Genomic DNA, 17,716 nt, shown 5'->3' on the forward strand with positions numbered 1-17,716 from the left:
CTCAGCGTATTGGCCATAGTTGGTCAATACGCTGGTCCCGACCGGGGGTCGGGGGCCTCGCGAGCGGTCTTCGAGGCCGGGGAACGCCGGAGTTTCTGGTCGAGGCCGGGCGTGTCTTGTCCACGGGTGTGGTGCGTGCCGTCTCGACCGGGCCTGGCTGTTCCCTGACGCCCGTGGTGTGGGGTGCGGCCTGGCCGGTAGTTTCCCGGGCGCGATCCGCTGGTCGTGTCCGGGTGACACCTGACCGTCGCCGCGCCGTGAAGCCGTGGGCGCGTCGTGCGATCACCACCGCCGCGGCGTGATGCCGGGTCGCGGCGGAAGTCTTCGTTGCTAGGGCGGGTTTCCAGTGCTGCCCGCCCCATTTGGAGGTGTATGCGGGGTCGACGGCGATCACTGCGATCCCGGCGGTGTAGGCCATGCCGGCGAGACGGTCGCGGAACTGTGCGGTGGGGATCCCGGCGACCGTGCGCCGGAACCGCTTGCCGCGCGCGCCGCGGCCGAGGGTCTCCCGGCCGGTAGTACGGGCGTCGGCGAAGCCCAGGTTCTCGACCGCGATCGCCGGGCAGCCGTGCAGGTGCGCGAAGTGCAGGGCGTGGCTGATCGCGGCGCGTAGCCGTCCGTCGCGCTGTGAAGCCGGGCCGGTCAGGTCGAGCCCGATCGTGATCGGGGCGCCGACCGGGTTGCCGTGCGCGTCGATGACATGCGCGGCGAGATGATCGGCGTTCAGGTCGATACCCAGCAGCCTGCCGCCGGCGAGCGCGTCCAGGCCGGGCGTGTAGGCCGGAACTGTCCAGGAGGCGTCCAGGTACCAGCGGCCCCGCACCGCATCGAAGCGGATGTCGTAGCGCACCGACTGGTCGGCGGTGACCCGGTCGGCCCACTGCCCGGCCCGGTGGGTGAACGCGACCGGTTCGGTGAGCCGGTATCGGCCGCGTCCGGCGTTCGCCAGATGCTTGAGCTGGGACGGGAGCGCGATTGACACGACGCCGCCGGGCGTGACGGTGATGGTGTAGTTGCCGTGCGGGGCGCCGGTCTCGCCGTCGGCGGTCAGGAACATGCGGGCCGCGTCCCACCGGGCCCGCCACTGCGCCGCGGTGAGCCCGGCGCTGCCGAGCCGGTGGCGGGTCTTGGCCAGCCGCCGTCCGCCCGCAACGATCGCCGGACGACCATCGGTCAGCCGATCTCGGGCGGCGGTGTGGCGGGCGGCCAAGGCTTGGCGGCGCTGTTGCTTGGCGGCCCGCTCGCGCCGGCTGGCGTAGCCGGATGTCCGGCCGGCCCGGCCGCCGACCGGGGCGCCGATCCGCCCGTCCAAGGTAATCAGGGCCTGACCCAGGCTCGACACGTCGGCTTTGAGAGCCCGCATCCCGAGTTGGTATTGGTCTTCGGCGGTCCGGGTGATCGAGCCGGCCCACCGGGAGGTCGTGACCGCGGTCAACTCCCGCTTACGCCGCGCGCGCTGGGCGTCCTTGCCGGACACATTGCCGAGCCGGACACGCCTGGCCAGATCAGCCCGATACAGCCCACCCAAAAAGGCTCCGACCTGTGCCAGGACAGCAGCCTCGCCGGTACTGGGCCGCAGCCTCGTCCGAATGCGGGTGCCCGCAGGCGCGGCGACAACGAACGACGCCGCGATCGGCCGCAACGCCTTCCTCCGACGCTTCGCCTTCACCCGGCGAATAGTACATCCGTTCGACGACGGCCAACAATGACCAACAACCTGGTCAGCTGTCGTGGACCCGCCGCCGTCGGCCGTCGTGGTGACCTTGTCGCCGGTGATCAGGGTGACTGTGGTGGCGGGACCGCCTTGACCGGTTCCGCCGCGGCCGCGGGTGGGCCGCAAGGACGGCGAGTGGGGCGGCACACCGGGCTATCAGCCCACATCCGCGTAATCGCGAACGGGCCGGAGTCAGCCGACCGGCTGTGCGGACTCGGCCGCGTTGCGCTCGGAGTTGATCCGCAGGAGTCCCTCGATGCCGCGCAGGAAGGTGTCGGCCACCAGTGCGGGGTCGTTGAGGCAGCCGGCCGCCATGGCGCCGTCGCGCAGCATCACGAAATGGCGGGCGGCGGGCTCCGCGGTCGCCGCGTGGACCTGTGCCATCAGCGTGGTGAGCGTGTCCAGGAACCACTGCCGGTGCGCGACGATCTCCCGGTGCACGGGGTGGTCCTTGTCCGGGTACTCCGCCGCGGCGTTGAGGAAGGCGCAGCCGCGGAAACCGGGGGACTGGATGCGGGCGGAGATGGCGGCGGCGATGGCCGTCAGCAGGTCGACCGGCGACCGGCCGCCGGCGGCGATGGCCGCGTCGACCTGGGTGCGATCCATCTGATGGACCTCACGCAGGTAGGCCAGGATCAGATCCTCCTTGCCGGGGAAGTGCCGGTAGAAGGTGGCCCGGGTCACCTTGGCCTCGGCGACGATCCGGTCGACGCCGACAGCGTGGATGCCCTCCGAGTAGAAGATCTTGGAGGCGGTGGTGAGGAGCCGGGTCCGGGCCTCGGAAGGACGGGAGTCGAGCGTCATCGCGCCATCGTAGCGACAGAACGTTCGCTCTCCTAGGCGTGCGGCCACGCCAGATCAGATAGAACGTTCGGTCTTGACATGTCGGCCGGCGGCTCCCATGCTGGGTCGTGACAGAACGTTCGGTCTCCCTAGCGCTTCCATCGAAGGGGTCATCGTGACCACCACCACCGCTGCTTCGCCCGGCATCTCCCAGACGGCGTCCGCGCTGCGCCGGCTGTACTTCATCCGCTTCGCGTTCGCCATCGTGTGGGCCATCGTGGCGACCACGACCGCGAAGGAGATCAACCCGCTCACGGTGACGCTGTTCGTGCTCTACCCGCTGTTCGACGTCGGCGCCGCGATCTACGACCTGCGCTCGTCGCGGACCACCAACTCGCCGGCCCTGCTCTACATCAACATCGCGGTCAGCCTGCTCACCGCGATCGGCCTCGGCGCCGCCGCCGCGTCCGGCATCCCGGCGATGCTGCGGGTCTGGGGCGCCTGGGCGATCGTGGCCGGTCTGGTCCAGCTGGTCGTGGCGATCCCGCGCCGCACGATGGGCGGCCAGTGGCCGATGATCATCAGCGGCGGCATCTCGGTGCTGGCCGGTGGCTCGTTCATCGCCGGCGCCGCCGCCGACAACCCGGCACTGACCAACGCGGCCGGCTACGCCGTCCCCGGCGCCATCTTCTTCCTCATCGCCGCCATCCGTCTCGGCCGCGCCGCGAAGGGCAAATGACCATGACCACCCTTGCGTACGACGTCATCGTGATCGGCGCCGGTCCGGTCGGGGAGAACGTGGCCGACCGGGCGGTGCAGGGCGGGCTGAGCGTCGCGATCGTGGAGCGGGAGCTGGTCGGCGGTGAGTGCTCGTACTGGGCGTGCATGCCGACGAAGGCGCTGCTGCGCAGCTCGGCGGCGTTGCGGGCGGTCCGAAAGTTGCCCGGAGCGCGCGAGGCGGTGACCGGGGACCTCGATGTGGCGGCGGTGCTGGCTCGCCGGGACTCGTTCTCCTCCTACTGGAAGGACGACGGTCAGGTCTCCTGGCTGGAGTCGGCCGGGATCGTCCTGCACCGGGGTCAGGGCCGGATCACCGCGGCCCGGACCGTCGAGGTGACCGGCGCGGACGGCGCCGCTGTCACGCTGAGCGCCCGGCACGCGGTGGTGGTGGCCACCGGCAGCAGCGCGCTGGTGCCGGACATCGCGGGTCTGCGGGAGTCGAACCCGTGGACGAGCCGGGAAGCGGCGTCGGCGAAGCAGGTGCCGGGCCGGCTGGTGGTCATCGGCGCCGGTGTGGTCGGTACGGAGATGGCGACCGCGTTCGCCGCTCTCGGCTCGTCGGTCACCCTGCTCGCCCGCGACGGGGTGCTGCCGCAGGCCGAACCGTTCGCCGGGGACCTGGTCGTCGAGTCGCTGCGCGAGGCCGGGGTGTCGGTCCGCATCGGCGCCGAAGCGCTCGCCGTCAAGCGCGACGAGTCCGGCACCGTGCACGTCGAGACCGCCGACGGCGAGCAGATCGAGGCCGACGAGGTCCTGGTCGCGATCGGCCGCACGCCGAACACCCGGGACCTCGGCCTGGACACCATCGGCCTGCAGCCGGGTGGCTGGCTGGCGGTCGACGAGGCACTGCGGGTGGCCGGTGCCGAGGACTGGCTGTACGCCGCGGGTGACGTCAACCGCCGGGTGCTGCTGACCCACCAGGGCAAATACCAGGCGCGTCAGTTGGGTGACGCGATCGTGGCCCGGGCCAAGGGCGAGCCGGCCGACACCGGCGCGTGGGGCCGGCACGCGGTCACGGCGGACGAACGGGCGGTGCCGCAGGTGGTGTTCACCGAGCCGGAGATCGCGTCGGTGGGCCTGACGGCGGCCGCGGCGCAGGCGGCCGGTCTGCGGACCCGGGTCGTCGACTACGACCTCGGCGCCGTCGCCGGATCGTCCCTGCACGCCGAGGGCTTCAAGGGCCAGGCCCGGATGGTCGTCGACGAGGACCGCAGCGTGATCGTCGGGTTCACCCTCGCCGGTCCGGACGTCGCCGAACTCCTGCACGCCGCCACGATCGCGATCGTCGGTGAGGTGCCGATCGACCGGTTGTGGCACGCGGTTCCGTCGTTCCCGACGGTCAGCGAGGTCTGGCTGCGACTGCTGGAGAGCTACGGGCGCTGACCGCCCGTACCCGCAAATCTTTTGATCCTGTCTTTATCAAGAGGAGAAAATCATGCCTACCAAGATCACTCTGGTCATCGACAACCCGGCCGACGCGGAGCAGTTCGAGAAGGTCTACGCCGAGATCAAGGCCGCCGCGGCGAAGTTCCCGAACCTGCGCCGGCTTGAGTCGGCCAAGGTGTGGCCGAAGGAGGACGGCACCGCGACCCCGGCCTACCGGACCCTCGACCTGTACTTCGACAGCTACGAGGACGCCTCGGCCGCGGTCGCCACCCCGGTCGCCGGCGAGGTGTTCGGCCCGCTGCTGGGCAGCCAGGTGCCGTTCAAGGGCCTGTTCTCCGACATCGAGGCGTGACAACCACGGGGCCCGCGGAAAGTTCCGCGGGCCCCGCAGCCTGTTCGTAAGCAATTCGTAAGCGACCGCACCAGTCAGCATTGGACACAATGCAGTCATGATCACTCTCGCCCTGATCGGATTCGTCGGAGGGCTGATCACCGGGATCTCGCCCTGCGTGCTCCCGGTCCTTCCGGTGATCTTCCTGTCCGCCGGAGCCGGTGGCGGTGCGCGCGACGCCCGCCGGCCGCTGCTGGTGGTGCTCGGGCTGACGCTGAGCTTCAGCGTCTTCACGGTGCTCGGGTCGCTGGTGCTGCGGGCGCTGCCGGTGCCGCAGGACATCATCCGCTGGGCCGGCATCGCGATCCTGGCCCTGCTGGGCGTCGGGATGATCGTGCCGCGGTTCGAGGCGCTGCTGGAGCGCCCGTTCGCCCGCCTCGCCCCGCAGGCCCCGGGCCGCGACCGCGGCGGGTTTCTGCTCGGGCTGGCCCTGGGCGCCGTCTACGTGCCCTGCGCCGGACCGGTGCTGGCCGCGATCACCGTGGCCGGGGCGACCGGCCGGTTCGGCCCGGCCACCCTGGCGTTGACCCTGGCGTTCGCGCTCGGCACGGCCATCCCGTTGCTGATCTTCGCGCTGGCCGGCTGGCGGATCACCGACCGGCTGCGGGCTTTCCGTACGCGCCAGCGCGGCATCCGCGTCGTCGCCGGCAGTGTCGTGGTCGCCCTCGCCGTGGCGCTGACGTTCAACGTGACCGACGCGGTGCAGCGCACGATCCCGGACTACACGAGCGCGCTCAACAGCCGGATCAGCCAGGCCGGCGACGTGGCCAGAGCGCTGGCCGGCGGGGAGCGGACGCCGGCCGCGCTGGCCGCCTGCCAGCAGCTCGCGGGCCAAGAAGCGCCGGAGCTGACCGACTGCGGGCCCGCTCCCCGGCTGACCGGTCTGAACGGCTGGCTCAACACGCCCGGGGGAGCGCCGGCCGACCTGACCGGCAAGGTGGTGCTGGTCGACTTCTGGGCGTACTCCTGCATCAACTGCCAGCGGGCCATTCCGCACGTCAATGCGTGGGCTCAGGCGTACGCGAAAAATGGTTTGGAAGTTGTCGGCGTGCACACGCCGGAGTATGCGTTCGAGCACGATGCCGGCAATGTCGCCGCCGGCGCGAAACGGCTCGACATCCGGTATCCGATCGCGTTGGACAACGATTTCCGGACCTGGGACGCGTTCCACAACCAGTCGTGGCCGGCCGACTATCTCATCGACAGCACCGGAAGGCTGCGGTACGTCGGGATCGGTGAAGGGCAGTATCCGGAGACCGAGCAGTTGATTCGTGAGCTGCTGACCAGCGCGTACCCGGACGTGACACTGCCGGCCGCGACCGATGTGCCCGACCGGACGCCGACGTCGTCATTCCAATCGGGGGAGACCTATCTGGGTGCGGCGCGCGCTCAGTACTACCGGGGCGACACTCCGCTGCGCCCGGGAACGGCCGACTACACGCTGCCGAAGGGGCTGGCCGACGAGCAGTACGAGTACGGACTGGCCGGCACGTGGACGGTCACCGGCGAGTCGATCACCGCGGCGAAGAACGCGGTGATCAGCCTGAACTACGCGGCCGCCGACATCTATCTGGATCTCAGCGGCACCGGGACGCTGACGGTCACGGCCGAGGGCAGGACGCGGACGTACGCGGTGGGCGGCGTCCCAAACCTCTACACCGTCCTGCACCGGCCGGGCCTGGGCGTCGGCACCCTGACCGCGTCGTTGTCGCCGGGCCTGAGCGCATACTCGTTCACCTTCGGGTGAGCGCGGCCCGCCGTTCAGCGGGCGAGCCACGATCACCCATCGACGTGCCGTACCCCATCGGTCTTTGATTGGTGAATCAGCCGTGCAACCAAACACCAGGTTCGCTCGTCTTGGTGCACATGAAACGTGGAGAGGCCTCCGATGGCGCGCGGTGACGACGACTTCATCGCGTTCGCCCAGGCGAGTTCCGCGCGGCTGCAGCGTGCGGCGTACCTGCTCACCGGCGACCAGCACCAGGCCGAGGAGGCGGCTCAGGCCACTTTGGTCCGGGTGTACGCCGCGTGGGGCAGGGTCAGACGCCGGGATCCCTACGCGTACGCCCGCACGGTGCTCACCAATCTGGTCACCGACCAGTGGCGCCGCCCGATGCGGGAGTACGCGACCGAGACCATGCCGGAGCAGCCGGTCCCGGACGACGTCGCCGACGTGGTGTCGAAACGGCGCTGGCTGATCGGTGTCCTGCAGGCGTTGTCACCGCGCGAACGGGCGGTGGTCGTGCTGCGGCACTTCTTCGACGCCAGTGAGGCGGAGGTGGCCCGCGAGCTCGACCTGTCCGCGGGCACGGTCAAGAGTCTGAACTCGCGAGCCCTGGCGAAACTGCGCATCACGGCCGGCCTGGTGCCGCCGCTACGAACCGAGACCGAAGCAGGAGTGGGGCTATGACACAGCTGGAAGATCTGAAGGACGCCATGCACTCGCCGCCCGACTTCCAGCCCGCCCCCGTGGACCTGCAGCAGGTGATGACCGCCGGAGGCCGGCTACGGCGCCGCCGCAGACTCGCCGTCGGCGGCGCGTCCGCGCTGACGGTGGCGGCCCTGCTGATCGGCGGCAGCCAGCTGGCCGGCGCCGGTGGCCCGGTCGGCTCGATCCCGGTGGCCGGCGTCTCGGCGCCGCTGCCGTCGGCCGGCAACTCGTCGGCGCCCGGGGTGCTCGGCACGATCGTCGAGACCGGCCGGCAGGTCGAGGGGCGACGGTGGATCCTCTACGTCGAGACGGTCGATCCGGACCGGCTCGACGAGACGTTCACGCTGGTTCTCGGGCGTACCAGGACCGGCACCGTCGACGACTTCCACCTCGAGATCGCGAGCAGCGACCCGGGCGCCGGGCGGATGACACCCGGCTTCCACGCGGTTCAGGCCGGTCGGGTGCTCGACGGCCGCACCACGCCGACCTTCGGCTACTACATCGGCGACGCCACCAGGATCACCGCCCGCGACGTCACCACCGGCAGGACGGTCGAGGCGACGCGGGCTGCCTGGACCGCCTTCGACGGGCCGGCCCAGGCGCAGATCTTCTGGTTCGATTTCACCGAAGGGCGGCCTGCGGCCACCTTGACCGACATCACCGCGTACGACGTGAACGGCGCCCAGCTGCAGGTCGGCGGCTGAAACCTGATTTCCCGTACGGGTGCGGCCCCGCGGCAGCCGCTGCCAGCTATGCGGTGGCGAGGCTGAGCGCGCCGAAGTCCGGCGAGTTCGACATCTGGGGTCTGGGCCACGACCGGGAGGGCAACACCACGCTCGTCGTCGAGGTCAAGGGCGGCGGCGCCGGGACCGAGGGCCGTGAGCACCTCAGCAGGGCAGTGGCCCGTACCTGGAGCGGGTCATGCAGCACTGCGATGGCGGTCGCGGTAAGCAGCGATCTTGGCGCGATTGCCGCAGTCGGTCATGTCGCACCAGCGTCGCGAGCAGTTGCGCGACCGGTCGAGGAAGACCCACCGGCAGTCGTCTCCGCGGCATGCCTTGAATCGTGACCAGCCGGCTCGGGCGGTGGCTCGCAGCAGAGCTGCGGCACCGGCGGCACAGATGTCGTGCGCGAGGTCGCCGGCCGGATCGGCGAGCAACGTCGGGGTGCCGCGCAGATCGAGGCGCAGTGGCAGCGCCTCGAGGCCGGCGAACTCGGCCGGGGCGGGCTCGACGCCGTTGTTGCGCAGGGCGAGGCCACGGATGAGTCCGCGCATCGTCCGCAGCATCGCGATGCTCCCGTCCGATGCCGGGCTGCCGCGATGGGTGGCCACCGGTGCGTCGAGCCCGGTCCACCAGGCGTTCAGGGTGTCGGTGTCGGCGAATTCGTCCTGGTCGGCGTGGGCCGTGTTGGCCACGGCGATGAGCAGCGCCTCGTCGCCGAGGCCCGGCCAGCCGGGCGCCTGTGTCATGTAACCACCGTAGCGTCTTTATCGGTTGACGGCTCTCGGTAACCGATGTGACCGTTTAGATGGTTACAGAGAGGAGGCGGTGATGGCCGATTCACGGCTACGTCCCGGCGAGCCGGCCCTGCTGCTGTCGGCCGCGGTCTACGGGGTGAGCACAATCGTCTCGGTGGTTGCGCTGCGCACCGTCCGCCCGGTCGATCTGCTGGTGGTGGAGATCTCCGGCGCGGCCGGTCTGCTGTTGATCACCGCGGCGGCGCAGGGACAACTTCGCCGTCGCGGCGCGCTTCGGCAGATGCTGGTCGGTTGCCTGGTGCCGGGTCTGGCGTTTCTGCTCGGCGACCTGGGGCTGGCTCGTACCAGTGCGTCCAGCGGCAGCCTGCTGCTGGCCGCCGATCCGCTGCTGTCGGTACTGCTGGCGATCGTCGTGCTGCGGGAGCGTCTGGCCGTCGGACTGATCGGCGCGGCGCTGGTCACCGTGCGGCCCGACGGTTCGGCCGGATCGGACACGGTGCTCGGCAATGTGCTGGTCCTGCTCGCGGTCGCGGCCTCGGCGGCGTACCTGGTCGCCACTCGCCGCCTCAACGGCGAGGATGACGGGCTCAACGCGAGTGCCTGGCAGGCCGTCGGCGGGGCGCTGGGCGTGGCGCCCTTCGTGGTCGCGTCCTGGTCGGCCGGTGGCAGCAGGCTCGGCGCGGCGGGTTTCGCGGGCTGGCTGGCCTGTCTCGCGGTGCTCGTGTGCGGGGCGCTCGGTAGCGTTCTGTTCAATCGGGGCATCGGCTCGGTGCCTGCGGCGCGGGCCGCGCAATTGGGCAACCTGACTCCGGTGATCGGCACGCTGACCGCGATCGTCTTTCTCGGTGACCGTCCCTCGCCACTTCAGGTCGTCGGGGGTTTCGCCATTCTCGGGGGCATCGCGCTGCTGTTACGCGGCCCGGAACCGCACTCGCGGAGGAGTATCGATGAACAATCGCACGTCACTGTTCTGTGACACCGTCCTGGCCGCCCGCGTCGAACGGGCCGAGGCGCAGCTGATCACCGCGTGGAACGAGTCCGCTCGAGGGCGGCGCGGTCACGCGCTGGGCTTCGCGATTCCCGTTGCCGGCGGGGTGGCCAGTTACGCCGAGCCCGACTCGCCGATCAACAAGATCGCCGGCCTCGGCTTCGCGGACCTGCCCGCGGCGGCCGATCTGGAGAAGATCGAGCAGGCGTACGCCGATCGCGGCGCGCCGATCCAGGCGGAAGTGGCCGGCCTCGCCGACCCCGCCCTGCTGGAGTTGCTGGCCGGGCGCGGCTACCGGCTGGCGTCGTTCGAGAACGTCCTCGGCCGGGCCCTCGGCGGCGCCGTCGAACCGGTCGTGCCGCCGGGCGTCGAGGTTCGCCCGTGCGGCGACGACGAGTTCGATGCCTGGCTGGAGGTCGTGGTCGAGGCGACGCTGCACCCGGACACGCAGGGTGTGCCGTGGGCGGAGCAGTTCCCGCGGGCGATCCTGGAGAACGCCGAGCGGGACACGCTCGGCCTGGTCTCGCGGTATCTGGCCACACTGGACGGGGTCCCGGCCGGCGGCGGCAGCATGCGCATCACCGATGGCGTCGCCCAGCTCACCGGGGCTGCCACGGCGCCCGCGTTCCGCCGCCGCGGGATCCAGAGCGCCCTGCTGGCCGCCCGGCTCGCCGATGCCACGGCAGCCGGCGGCGACGTCGCGGTCATCACCGTCCAGCCCGGATCCCGGTCCCAGCAGAACGCGCAGCGTCGCGGCTTCGACCTGCTCTACAGCCGGGCCGTGCTCACCCGGACGTCATGACCGGCCGGGACGCGAGTCGGCGAAGGCTCGCCTGGGACGGTGATCCCGGTTCGGCGGTGTAGGTGACCAGCGTCTGATCCGGGTCGTCGGGCGCGCGCAGGGCGTTCTGCGTCAGAACCATCGGGCCGGCGACGGGATGCCGGACCTCGTAGGCGGCCTGACTCTTGTCGCCGACCGGGTGTTGCGGCCACAGCTGCCGGAAGAGCGGGCTGTGCAGGGACAGCTCGCCGACCAGTTCGGCGAGCAGCGGGTCACCGGGGTGCCGGCCCGCGTCGAAGCGCAGGAATGCCACGACGTCGCGGGCCTTGCGGCGCCGGTCGGCGAACAGCGCTCCGACGTGCTCGTCGAGGAGGATCAGGCGGGCGAAGTTGCGCTGCGGTGGCGGCAACGCTCGGAAGTCGGCGACCAGGGCGGCGCCGAGCGGGTTCCAGGCCAGCACGTCGGTGCGGCGGCCGACGACGAACGCGGGGACCTCGGTCCAGGCGTCCAGCAGTTGACGCAGCTGGGGCCGCACTCGTTGCGGCCGGACCGGCCCGCGGTGGGACCGATCCGGGCGGGCGAGGTCACGAAGATGTGCGCGTTCGTCGCCGGCGAGCCGCAGCGCGTCGGCGACGGCGTCGAGCACGGAGTCGGAGACGTGGGTGCCGCGGCCCTGTTCGAGGCGGACGTAGTAGTCGACGCTGACGCCGGCCAACTGGGCGAGCTCTTCGCGGCGCAGACCGGGCACCCTGCGCCGCGGAAGCATCGGTTGCAGATCCACGTCCTCGGGACGCAGCCGTGCCCGCCGGGAGCGCAGGAACTCACCCAACGCGGTGTGCCGTTCCATGAGGCCCAGTATGACCCCGTCCGGGCGGGCCAGCCTGGTACCGCCAGACCTAGGTTGGCCCCGCCCAGGGTCGATCGGGGCTCTGGGTAACCCCGGCCGACCAGCGGAATCTGAGGAGAGAAGGACCTTATCGAGTACGGGATGGAGAAACCGTGGTGCGAACGACAGATGTGACAGCGCTGGTCACCGGGGCGAACCGGGGCATCGGGCGGGCGATCGTCGAGGCGCTGCTCGCCCGGGGCGCGCACAAGGTGTACGCGACCGCCCGCCGCCTCGAGACGTTGACCGGCCTTGCCGCCGACCCGCGCGTCGTGCCCTTGCGGCTGGACCTGCTCGACGCCGGCGAGGTTGCCGCGGCGGCCGCGACCGCCGGCGACGTCACGATGCTGGTGAACAACGGGGGCTCCCTGGCGTTCGCCGACCTGCTCGGCGGCGATCTCGCCGCGATCCGCTCGGATCTGGACACCAACTATTTCGGTACGCTCGCGATCACGCGCGCGTTCGTACCGGTGCTGCGGCGCAACGACGGTGGGGCGATCGTCAACCTACTCTCCCTGGTGGCGCTGGGTGCCGTGCGGGGGATGGGCGGTTACAGCGTCTCCAAGGCCGCCGCGGCGTCCATGACCCAGGCCGTCCGGGCGCAGGTGGCCGACCTGGGCATCACCGTGCACGGTGTGTTCCCCGGCGCGGTCGACACCGACATGATCCGGGCGTTCGACATGCCCAAGACCAGCCCGGAGGAGGTCGCCGCGGCGATCCTCGACGGCGTCGAGGCCGGCGAGGAGGACATCTTCCCGGACGCGCTGTCGCGCGCCGGCCGTCAGACGTGGCGCGACGACCCGAAGGCCCTGGAACGGCAGATGGCATCGATCTGACAATGACGCCACCGATCAAGGGTCACCTCGGCTCGTCCGGCGCTCGGCCGGGCCAGACCGAGCAGCAAGACGCGATGCTGCGCCGCGCCTGCATGGTCATCTAACCGCGTTCCGGGCGCTGACCGGGGCCCTCCAGGGTGTAGCGCACACCGGTGAGCTCTTCGGAGACCGTCCAGAGGCGGGTGCCCAGCGCCGTATCGCGGGCGTGGGCCGACGGCTCGACGAGCACCGGGTCGCCGCGCATCTCACCCGCCCCGGACGGACCGTAGAACTCTCCGCCGCGGACCGGCTCGGCGGTCGCGGCGTGCAGGATCGGTAGCGCGCCGCGCTCCGGACTCTGCGCCAGCAGCGGAGTGGTGAGGCGCAGCATCAGCCGGTTGACCCCGACGGTGCCGGCCTGCTGCAGGCCGGTTTTGACGAAGCCCGGGTGGGCGAGCACGCTGCGGATCAGCGACCCGGCCGCGGCCAGCCGGTGGTGCAGCTCCAGGCCGAACACCGCGTTGGCGAGTTTGGACTGGTTGTAGGCGGTCATCGGCTGGTATCCGGCCGCGCCGGTGAGGTCGTCGAACCGCAGCCTGCCCTTGCGGTGCAGATTCGACGAGACGGTCACGACACGGGGTTCGTGACCGGCGGCGAGCAGGTCGAGCAGCAGCCCGGTGAGCGCGAAGTGGCCCAGGTGGTTCACCCCGAATTGCAGCTCGTGGCCCTGGGCGGTCAGGGTGCGTGGCATCCCCATCACCCCGGCGTTGTTGATCAAGAGGTCCAGTCGGTGGTGGTCGGCGTGCAGGTCGGCCGCGAAGGCGCGGACCGAGTCGAGGTCGGCCAGGTCGAGGTGGCGGGCCTCGGCGCCGGGCAGCAGGCGGGTGGCCCGGTCCGGGTCGCGGACCGCCGCGATGACCCGGTGTCCGCGGTCGGCAAGAGCCCGGGCGGTGGCCAGGCCCAGTCCGCTGGTGGTGCCGGTGATCAACGTTACCGTCATGCGCCATAGAATGCCGTTGGTGGCACTAAGTGTCAACGTAGGCGCGTAGTATCGTGGCGTGGTGGATACCATGGCGGAGCGCAAGCGGCAGCTGGTGGCCGCCGAAATCACCGAGGCTGCGTTGCAGCTGTGCGCGGTGAAGGGTTTCGACACCACGACGGTCGACGAGATCGTGGTCGCGGCGGGCGTCTCCCGGCGTACCTTCTTCCGGTACTTCTCCTCGAAGGAGGACGTGGCCATCCAGCTGATGGCCTCGCTCGGCGCCGACATGCGCGACGAACTGCGTGCCCGGCCGGCCGACGAGCCGCCGGCCACGGCGCTACGCCACGCTGTGCGCAGGGCGATCGACCATTGCGTCGACGAGCCGCTCAAATCCTTGCGGGTGGTGCAGCTGATTCTGCGTACGCCGGTATTGCACGCCCGCATGCTGGAGCGCCAGGCCCAATGGCGCGAATTGCTGACCGCCGAGCTGGCCGCACGGCTCGGCCGGGATCCGGCCACCGACCTGTTCCCGGAGATGGCCGCGGGGATGGCGCTCGCCGCGTTCGAGGCGGCGATGCGGCGCTGGAGCGTCAGCGACGGCGTGACCGACCCGCATGACCTGACCGACCGTGCGTTCGCCGTGATCAGCCCAGCGCTCGATCAGGCTGGATAAGGCGCTCGATCAGGCCGGATGAGTGCCGCCCGGGTTCCTGGCCCGACGTCGCCGGACCGCTGCCTCCACCACGATCCAGCCGGCGGTCTGACCGACCGGGATCATGGCGGGAGAGTCCTCGGCGACGCTTCCCGCTCCCTCGCCGGTTGAACGGGATGCGCGCCAGCAGGAGCAGCGACACGAGAACCCGGGGCGGAACAGGCCCGGAAAGACTCGCCGGCGTCGGCTATTCCAGCTTGAGGCCCCAGTCGGCATCGCTGTCGTTGCTGGACAGCCTTCTCGATCACATGCTCGGGACCTGACTGCTGGCCGTCACGGGATCGACATGTGACCGCCGTGCCCGGGTCGGGCCGGCCCTAGCGTCGGGGCATGCGGCGAATTCCAGGTTCGATGGCCGTGATCGGGTGGTCGACCGTCGCGATGACGCTGATCGGTGGCCGCGGCTCCGCCCTGGCCGGAGTCGATGAAGCCGGCGCGTCGTCTCGGATTCCATCGCGGTCAGCGCCCGGCGGCTGATGTCCGCAACACGGCACGCCCGATGAGCAGGATCCACACGAATGCCGGCAGCAGACCGGCCGCGAAACCGGCGGCCAGGTTTGCTGACGTGAGCAACGAGATGGTGAGCGTCAGGACCACGGCGGCAGCGGCGAACAGCAGAACCGCGGTCACTGCGCGGGGTGCTCCACCAACCTGTCTCCAGGTGACGACGGCGCCGGCGCCGGCGATCACCGCGGCCGCGAGCGTCACGGCGATAGTTCCGGCGCGGCCGAACAGCGAAGCCTCTCCGATCTCGTCGACGGCCGTTGTCGCAGCGGCGACGCCGACCAGCTCCACCACGGTTGTCAGCAGCAGAAACAGCAACAAGAACCCGCTCGTGCGGGCAGCACCTACCGATGCCCTTGCCACATCATCACCCCGTTTCGTGAAGAACCAGAGTGTCCTTTCCCATCGACCCATGCGACCCCGATGGCACAGAAGGACTTGATCCGTACGGTCGCGCCGTCCGGCACCGCGGCCGGCGAACGCCATCATCGCCGGCAGATCGGCCTCTACTTCAGCTCTGGCGCCAGGCCAGGCAGGCCGCCGCCGACTCCGGCCAGATCAGCACGCCGGTCAGCCCCGACTGGCCCGACGACCTGTGAATCCCGCGGGCGGCCATCGCTGATGGCCGCCCGTTCTTCTCCCCCTTGGAGGCAAAACCATGATTTGGGTACGGCGATGAGCGCGCGAGCCTTGACCATCGTCGCCATCGGCATCGCCACGGTCATGGCGCTGTGCGTCGCCGGTGTCGGCGCCCTCGGCGGCGCGGCCCTCGGCGTGTGCCCCGGCCCGTCCACGGCCGGCGACCTCGACGCCGAGCAGCGGGCGAACGCGGCCCTGATCGCCCAGGTCGGCGCGGCCCGCGGCATCGCACCACGCGGCCGGGTCATCGCGGTCGCCACCGCGATCCAGGAGTCCGGCCTGCGCAACCTGGGAAATCTGGGCGCCCGCAACGACCACGACTCACTCGGACTGTTCCAGCAGCGCCCGAGCCAGGGCTGGGGTACGCCCGCCCAGCTGCTGAACCCGTCGTATGCGGCCACCGCGTTCTACCAGCGCCTGGTGACCGTCCCGCACTGGCAGACCCGCCCGTTGACCGAGGTCGCCCAGGCCGTCCAACGCAGCGCGTACCCCGACGCGTACGCGAAGTGGGAGCCGGTCGCGACAGCTCTGGTCGCAGCGGAGTGCGCCGAAGGCGCCTGGGTGAAGCCGGTCGACGGCCAGGTCGGCTCCGGATTCCGTACCGCAGAGCGTCCCGCTCACGACGGCGTCGACCTGATCGCTGCCCGGGGCACCCCGATCCACGCGGCTTCGGCAGGCACCGTGATCACCGTGCGCTGCAACGCCCATCGCCGCAACGGCGACGCGTACTCGTGCGACGTGGACGGCGACCCGGTCACGGTCCTGGGCTGCGGCTGGTACGCCGAGATCCTGCACGTCGACGGCACGGTCACCCGCTACTGCCACATGGCCCGGCAGCCGTCCGTGACAGTGGGGGAGCGGGTCACCGCCGGCCAGATCATCGGCACGGTCGGCAGCAGCGGCCATTCCTCCGGCCCGCACCTACACCTGGAAACCCACACCGCCCGCCCCGCCACCCGAGCAAACGCCGTCGAGCCGACGGCCTTTTTCCATGCCCGCGGCCTGGACCTGACCGTGGGGTAGGAGTTCGGTAGGGCATTGGTGCGTGACGGTAGATCGACTTCCGACCACGGACGCCGAGGATCCTGCGGAGGTCAGGCGGAATCGGACAGTGCTCGTACGAATCGGTTGGCCGCACTGACGTCGAGAGCGGCGAGCATCATCGCGAACGTCGAGCCGTCGGTGAAGGTCAGCTCGCACCGGCCCCATTGGAAGAACAGCTTGCTGTGCCGCCGGACGCTGCCGATGACCGATCGCGGCACCGCGTAGTGGACGGCGAACTTGGGCGGCTGCCCGGAGAGCCGGTTCAGGAACACCAGTCTGCGGTCGGTGACCACCCACTCCAGGGCGGCGGTCTCGACATCTCGAGTGCCTCGCCACAGGCGGCCCGCGACCGATTCCGGCGAACCGGAGCCGAGCGACCCCGAGATCAAACGCCGCGTCCGGTTCGGATTGAGCTGCAGGCCGGTCCAGCCGAAACCCTTGATCCAGCGACCCGACTGACCGGGGCGCCCACCGGTCTGGTGCAGCTGTTCGAGCTCGTGAGGGTCGAGCTCGTCGCTGGTGCGTTCCAGTCGGCTGCTGTCCCCGTACACGTCGGGGTTGAAGTAACCCATGGCGATGAGTCGCTCGCCCGGCTCCAGCACCTCAGCGACGAACTCTCCCCAGACCTTGACCAGGTTGAACAGCGGCACGACAGAAACCTATCGATACCTATAGGTCAAATCCAATCGCTTCTGTAGGCACCGCGTGTGCCCTCACGCAAGCAGACCACGAAGGCGGACGGCCTCGGCATGGATGCCCTCCGGGCACTCCTGCGCTGGCGGCGGCTGTCGAAATCTGTGACGTAGTGTCGATGTCGGCGGTCGATGGACGGTCCTGGCCGCCGCACCCTGTCCGCTATCAGGGAGCGCGATATGGCCGGCACGGTTGGCGAGCAGTTGTTCATCGGCGCGCAGGTGGCGTACTGGCGGCAGCGTCGGGGCAAGAGCCAGCGGGTGCTCGCCGGTCTGGCCGGCCTCAGCCAGCCGTATCTGAGCCAGATCGAGAACGGTGTCCGGCCGGTCGAGCGCCGGACGACGCTCGCGGCCCTGGCGAACGCCTTGAACGTGTCGATCGCCGATCTGACGGGCCAGCCCGGTGACCAAGCAGATGCGTAGTGCCGCGGCGGCCGTGAGTCTTCCGGTGAAGGACTGATAGCGGCCAGCAATGCCCCGGTTCGGCCTGCGCGGATAGCGTCCTCCGCCGAGGGTGCCAGGCGTGCATCCGCCAAGCCGCAAGAGCCGGACGCCGGTTCGTAGCACCGGCGTCCGGTATGTCGTTGCCGATGGGCCGGATTGCCGGGTCCTTGGTGAGGAGCCGTCCCGAGCCGGCCGTTCGCGCTGGGCTTGAAGTTGATCTGAATCGCATGTTCCAGCGATCGCGGACGCGGCCCGGCGCATTTG

Annotated in this window: 19 protein-coding genes; 12 read left to right on the forward strand and 7 right to left on the reverse strand. The window is 70.6% G+C overall.

Going from position 1 to position 17,716, the window contains the following annotated elements:
* Position 1: 1 nt before the first annotated feature.
* The gene (locus L3i22_RS20000) at positions 2 to 1,840 is read right to left on the reverse strand and encodes a hypothetical protein (RefSeq protein WP_221328475.1); all 1,839 of its coding nucleotides are present in this window, start codon (positions 1,838 to 1,840) and stop codon (positions 2 to 4) included.
* 66 nt (positions 1,841 to 1,906) lie between these two features.
* Positions 1,907 to 2,518, reverse strand: a complete 612-nt coding sequence (locus L3i22_RS20005; protein WP_221328476.1) for a TetR/AcrR family transcriptional regulator — start codon at positions 2,516 to 2,518, stop codon at positions 1,907 to 1,909.
* 154 nt (positions 2,519 to 2,672) lie between these two features.
* Between L3i22_RS20005 and L3i22_RS20010 the strand changes: the two genes are divergently transcribed.
* The 6 genes from L3i22_RS20010 to L3i22_RS20035 all read left to right on the forward strand — a co-directional run bounded on the left by L3i22_RS20010 (position 2,673) and on the right by L3i22_RS20035 (position 8,189).
* Entirely contained in the window at positions 2,673 to 3,236 is a 564-nt protein-coding gene (locus L3i22_RS20010) for a hypothetical protein (RefSeq protein WP_221328477.1), read from the forward strand.
* Positions 3,233 to 4,660 carry an NAD(P)/FAD-dependent oxidoreductase gene (locus L3i22_RS20015; protein WP_255658417.1) on the forward strand — a complete coding sequence of 476 codons (1,428 nt, stop codon included), beginning with the start codon at positions 3,233 to 3,235 and terminating at the stop codon, positions 4,658 to 4,660. Before L3i22_RS20010 ends, L3i22_RS20015 begins: the two co-directional genes overlap by 4 nt.
* A gap of 52 nt (positions 4,661 to 4,712) precedes the next feature.
* Positions 4,713 to 5,015 (forward strand): EthD family reductase, encoded by a 303-nt coding sequence (locus tag L3i22_RS20020; RefSeq protein ID WP_221328478.1) that lies wholly within the window; start codon positions 4,713 to 4,715, stop codon positions 5,013 to 5,015.
* A 97-nt stretch (positions 5,016 to 5,112) separates the two neighbouring features.
* Positions 5,113 to 6,801 (forward strand): cytochrome c biogenesis protein CcdA, encoded by a 1,689-nt coding sequence (locus L3i22_RS20025; RefSeq protein WP_221328479.1) that lies wholly within the window; start codon positions 5,113 to 5,115, stop codon positions 6,799 to 6,801.
* Between the two features lie 141 nt (positions 6,802 to 6,942).
* Complete coding sequence (locus L3i22_RS20030) at positions 6,943 to 7,464, forward strand: SigE family RNA polymerase sigma factor (protein ID WP_221328480.1); 522 nt, start codon at positions 6,943 to 6,945, stop codon at positions 7,462 to 7,464.
* On the forward strand, positions 7,461 to 8,189 hold the full coding sequence (locus tag L3i22_RS20035; protein WP_221328481.1) for a hypothetical protein: 729 nt from the start codon (positions 7,461 to 7,463) through the stop codon (positions 8,187 to 8,189). The genes L3i22_RS20030 and L3i22_RS20035 overlap by 4 nt, the downstream gene beginning before the upstream one ends.
* Positions 8,190 to 8,404: 215 nt before the next feature.
* Here the strand turns inward: L3i22_RS20035 and L3i22_RS20040 are convergent, their stop codons facing one another.
* Positions 8,405 to 8,956, reverse strand: a complete 552-nt coding sequence (locus tag L3i22_RS20040; protein ID WP_221328482.1) for a CGNR zinc finger domain-containing protein — start codon at positions 8,954 to 8,956, stop codon at positions 8,405 to 8,407.
* Positions 8,957 to 9,038: 82 nt separating this feature from the next.
* Here L3i22_RS20040 and L3i22_RS20045 point away from each other — a divergent pair, with 82 nt between their 5' ends.
* Positions 9,039 to 9,941: a DMT family transporter gene (locus L3i22_RS20045; RefSeq protein WP_221330060.1), complete on the forward strand. Its 903-nt coding sequence runs from the start codon at positions 9,039 to 9,041 to the stop codon at positions 9,939 to 9,941.
* Positions 9,913 to 10,755 carry a GNAT family N-acetyltransferase gene (locus tag L3i22_RS20050; protein WP_221328483.1) on the forward strand — a complete coding sequence of 281 codons (843 nt, stop codon included), beginning with the start codon at positions 9,913 to 9,915 and terminating at the stop codon, positions 10,753 to 10,755. Before L3i22_RS20045 ends, L3i22_RS20050 begins: the two co-directional genes overlap by 29 nt.
* Here L3i22_RS20050 and L3i22_RS20055 read toward each other — a convergent pair.
* Positions 10,739 to 11,581, reverse strand: coding sequence for a helix-turn-helix transcriptional regulator (locus tag L3i22_RS20055; RefSeq protein ID WP_221328484.1), 843 nt, complete (start codon positions 11,579 to 11,581; stop codon positions 10,739 to 10,741). The two genes, L3i22_RS20050 and L3i22_RS20055, sit on opposite strands and share 17 nt — an antisense overlap.
* 155 nt (positions 11,582 to 11,736) lie before the next feature.
* On the opposite strand from L3i22_RS20055, the gene L3i22_RS20060 reads away from it, so the two are divergent.
* Complete coding sequence (locus tag L3i22_RS20060; RefSeq protein WP_255658418.1) at positions 11,737 to 12,456, forward strand: SDR family oxidoreductase; 720 nt, start codon at positions 11,737 to 11,739, stop codon at positions 12,454 to 12,456.
* A gap of 100 nt (positions 12,457 to 12,556) precedes the next feature.
* Here the strand turns inward: L3i22_RS20060 and L3i22_RS20065 are convergent, their stop codons facing one another.
* The gene (locus L3i22_RS20065) at positions 12,557 to 13,435 is read right to left on the reverse strand and encodes an oxidoreductase (RefSeq protein WP_221328486.1); all 879 of its coding nucleotides are present in this window, start codon (positions 13,433 to 13,435) and stop codon (positions 12,557 to 12,559) included.
* 58 nt (positions 13,436 to 13,493) lie between these two features.
* On the opposite strand from L3i22_RS20065, the gene L3i22_RS20070 reads away from it, so the two are divergent.
* Positions 13,494 to 14,090 carry a TetR family transcriptional regulator gene (locus L3i22_RS20070; protein ID WP_255658419.1) on the forward strand — a complete coding sequence of 199 codons (597 nt, stop codon included), beginning with the start codon at positions 13,494 to 13,496 and terminating at the stop codon, positions 14,088 to 14,090.
* Between the two features lie 498 nt (positions 14,091 to 14,588).
* On the opposite strand, the gene L3i22_RS20075 is transcribed toward L3i22_RS20070, so the two are convergent.
* Positions 14,589 to 14,954 (reverse strand): hypothetical protein, encoded by a 366-nt coding sequence (locus L3i22_RS20075; RefSeq protein ID WP_221328487.1) that lies wholly within the window; start codon positions 14,952 to 14,954, stop codon positions 14,589 to 14,591.
* A gap of 354 nt (positions 14,955 to 15,308) precedes the next feature.
* Here L3i22_RS20075 and L3i22_RS20080 point away from each other — a divergent pair, with 354 nt between their 5' ends.
* Entirely contained in the window at positions 15,309 to 16,295 is a 987-nt protein-coding gene (locus L3i22_RS20080; RefSeq protein WP_221328488.1) for a peptidoglycan DD-metalloendopeptidase family protein, read from the forward strand.
* Between the two features lie 71 nt (positions 16,296 to 16,366).
* Here L3i22_RS20080 and L3i22_RS20085 read toward each other — a convergent pair whose 3' ends face one another.
* A complete protein-coding gene (locus L3i22_RS20085; protein ID WP_221328489.1) occupies positions 16,367 to 16,966 on the reverse strand; it encodes a hypothetical protein in 600 nt (199 codons plus the stop codon).
* Positions 16,967 to 17,188: 222 nt separating this feature from the next.
* Between L3i22_RS20085 and L3i22_RS20090 the strand changes: the two genes are divergently transcribed.
* On the forward strand, positions 17,189 to 17,431 hold the full coding sequence (locus L3i22_RS20090; RefSeq protein WP_221328490.1) for a helix-turn-helix domain-containing protein: 243 nt from the start codon (positions 17,189 to 17,191) through the stop codon (positions 17,429 to 17,431).
* Positions 17,432 to 17,716: the final 285 nt, after the last annotated feature.

The organism is Actinoplanes sp. L3-i22 (assembly GCF_019704555.1).
Classification (GTDB): Bacteria; Actinomycetota; Actinomycetes; order Mycobacteriales; family Micromonosporaceae; genus Actinoplanes.

Excerpts from the sequence above, each read along its gene's own strand:
- L3i22_RS20015 (WP_255658417.1), top strand. The coding sequence starts at position 3,233 with ATGACCATGACCACCCTTGCGTACGACGTCATCGTGATCGGCGCCGGT.
- L3i22_RS20020 (WP_221328478.1), top strand. The coding sequence starts at position 4,713 with ATGCCTACCAAGATCACTCTGGTCATCGACAACCCGGCCGACGCGGAG.
- L3i22_RS20065 (WP_221328486.1), bottom strand. The coding sequence starts at position 13,435 with ATGACGGTAACGTTGATCACCGGCACCACCAGCGGACTGGGCCTGGCC.
- L3i22_RS20030 (WP_221328480.1), top strand. The coding sequence starts at position 6,943 with ATGGCGCGCGGTGACGACGACTTCATCGCGTTCGCCCAGGCGAGTTCC.
- L3i22_RS20035 (WP_221328481.1), top strand. The coding sequence starts at position 7,461 with ATGACACAGCTGGAAGATCTGAAGGACGCCATGCACTCGCCGCCCGAC.
- L3i22_RS20025 (WP_221328479.1), top strand. The coding sequence starts at position 5,113 with ATGATCACTCTCGCCCTGATCGGATTCGTCGGAGGGCTGATCACCGGG.
- L3i22_RS20080 (WP_221328488.1), top strand. The coding sequence starts at position 15,309 with ATGAGCGCGCGAGCCTTGACCATCGTCGCCATCGGCATCGCCACGGTC.
- L3i22_RS20045 (WP_221330060.1), top strand. The coding sequence starts at position 9,039 with ATGGCCGATTCACGGCTACGTCCCGGCGAGCCGGCCCTGCTGCTGTCG.
- L3i22_RS20005 (WP_221328476.1), bottom strand. The coding sequence starts at position 2,518 with ATGACGCTCGACTCCCGTCCTTCCGAGGCCCGGACCCGGCTCCTCACC.
- L3i22_RS20090 (WP_221328490.1), top strand. The coding sequence starts at position 17,189 with ATGGCCGGCACGGTTGGCGAGCAGTTGTTCATCGGCGCGCAGGTGGCG.
- L3i22_RS20055 (WP_221328484.1), bottom strand. The coding sequence starts at position 11,581 with ATGGAACGGCACACCGCGTTGGGTGAGTTCCTGCGCTCCCGGCGGGCA.
- L3i22_RS20040 (WP_221328482.1), bottom strand. The coding sequence starts at position 8,956 with ATGACACAGGCGCCCGGCTGGCCGGGCCTCGGCGACGAGGCGCTGCTC.
- L3i22_RS20050 (WP_221328483.1), top strand. The coding sequence starts at position 9,913 with ATGAACAATCGCACGTCACTGTTCTGTGACACCGTCCTGGCCGCCCGC.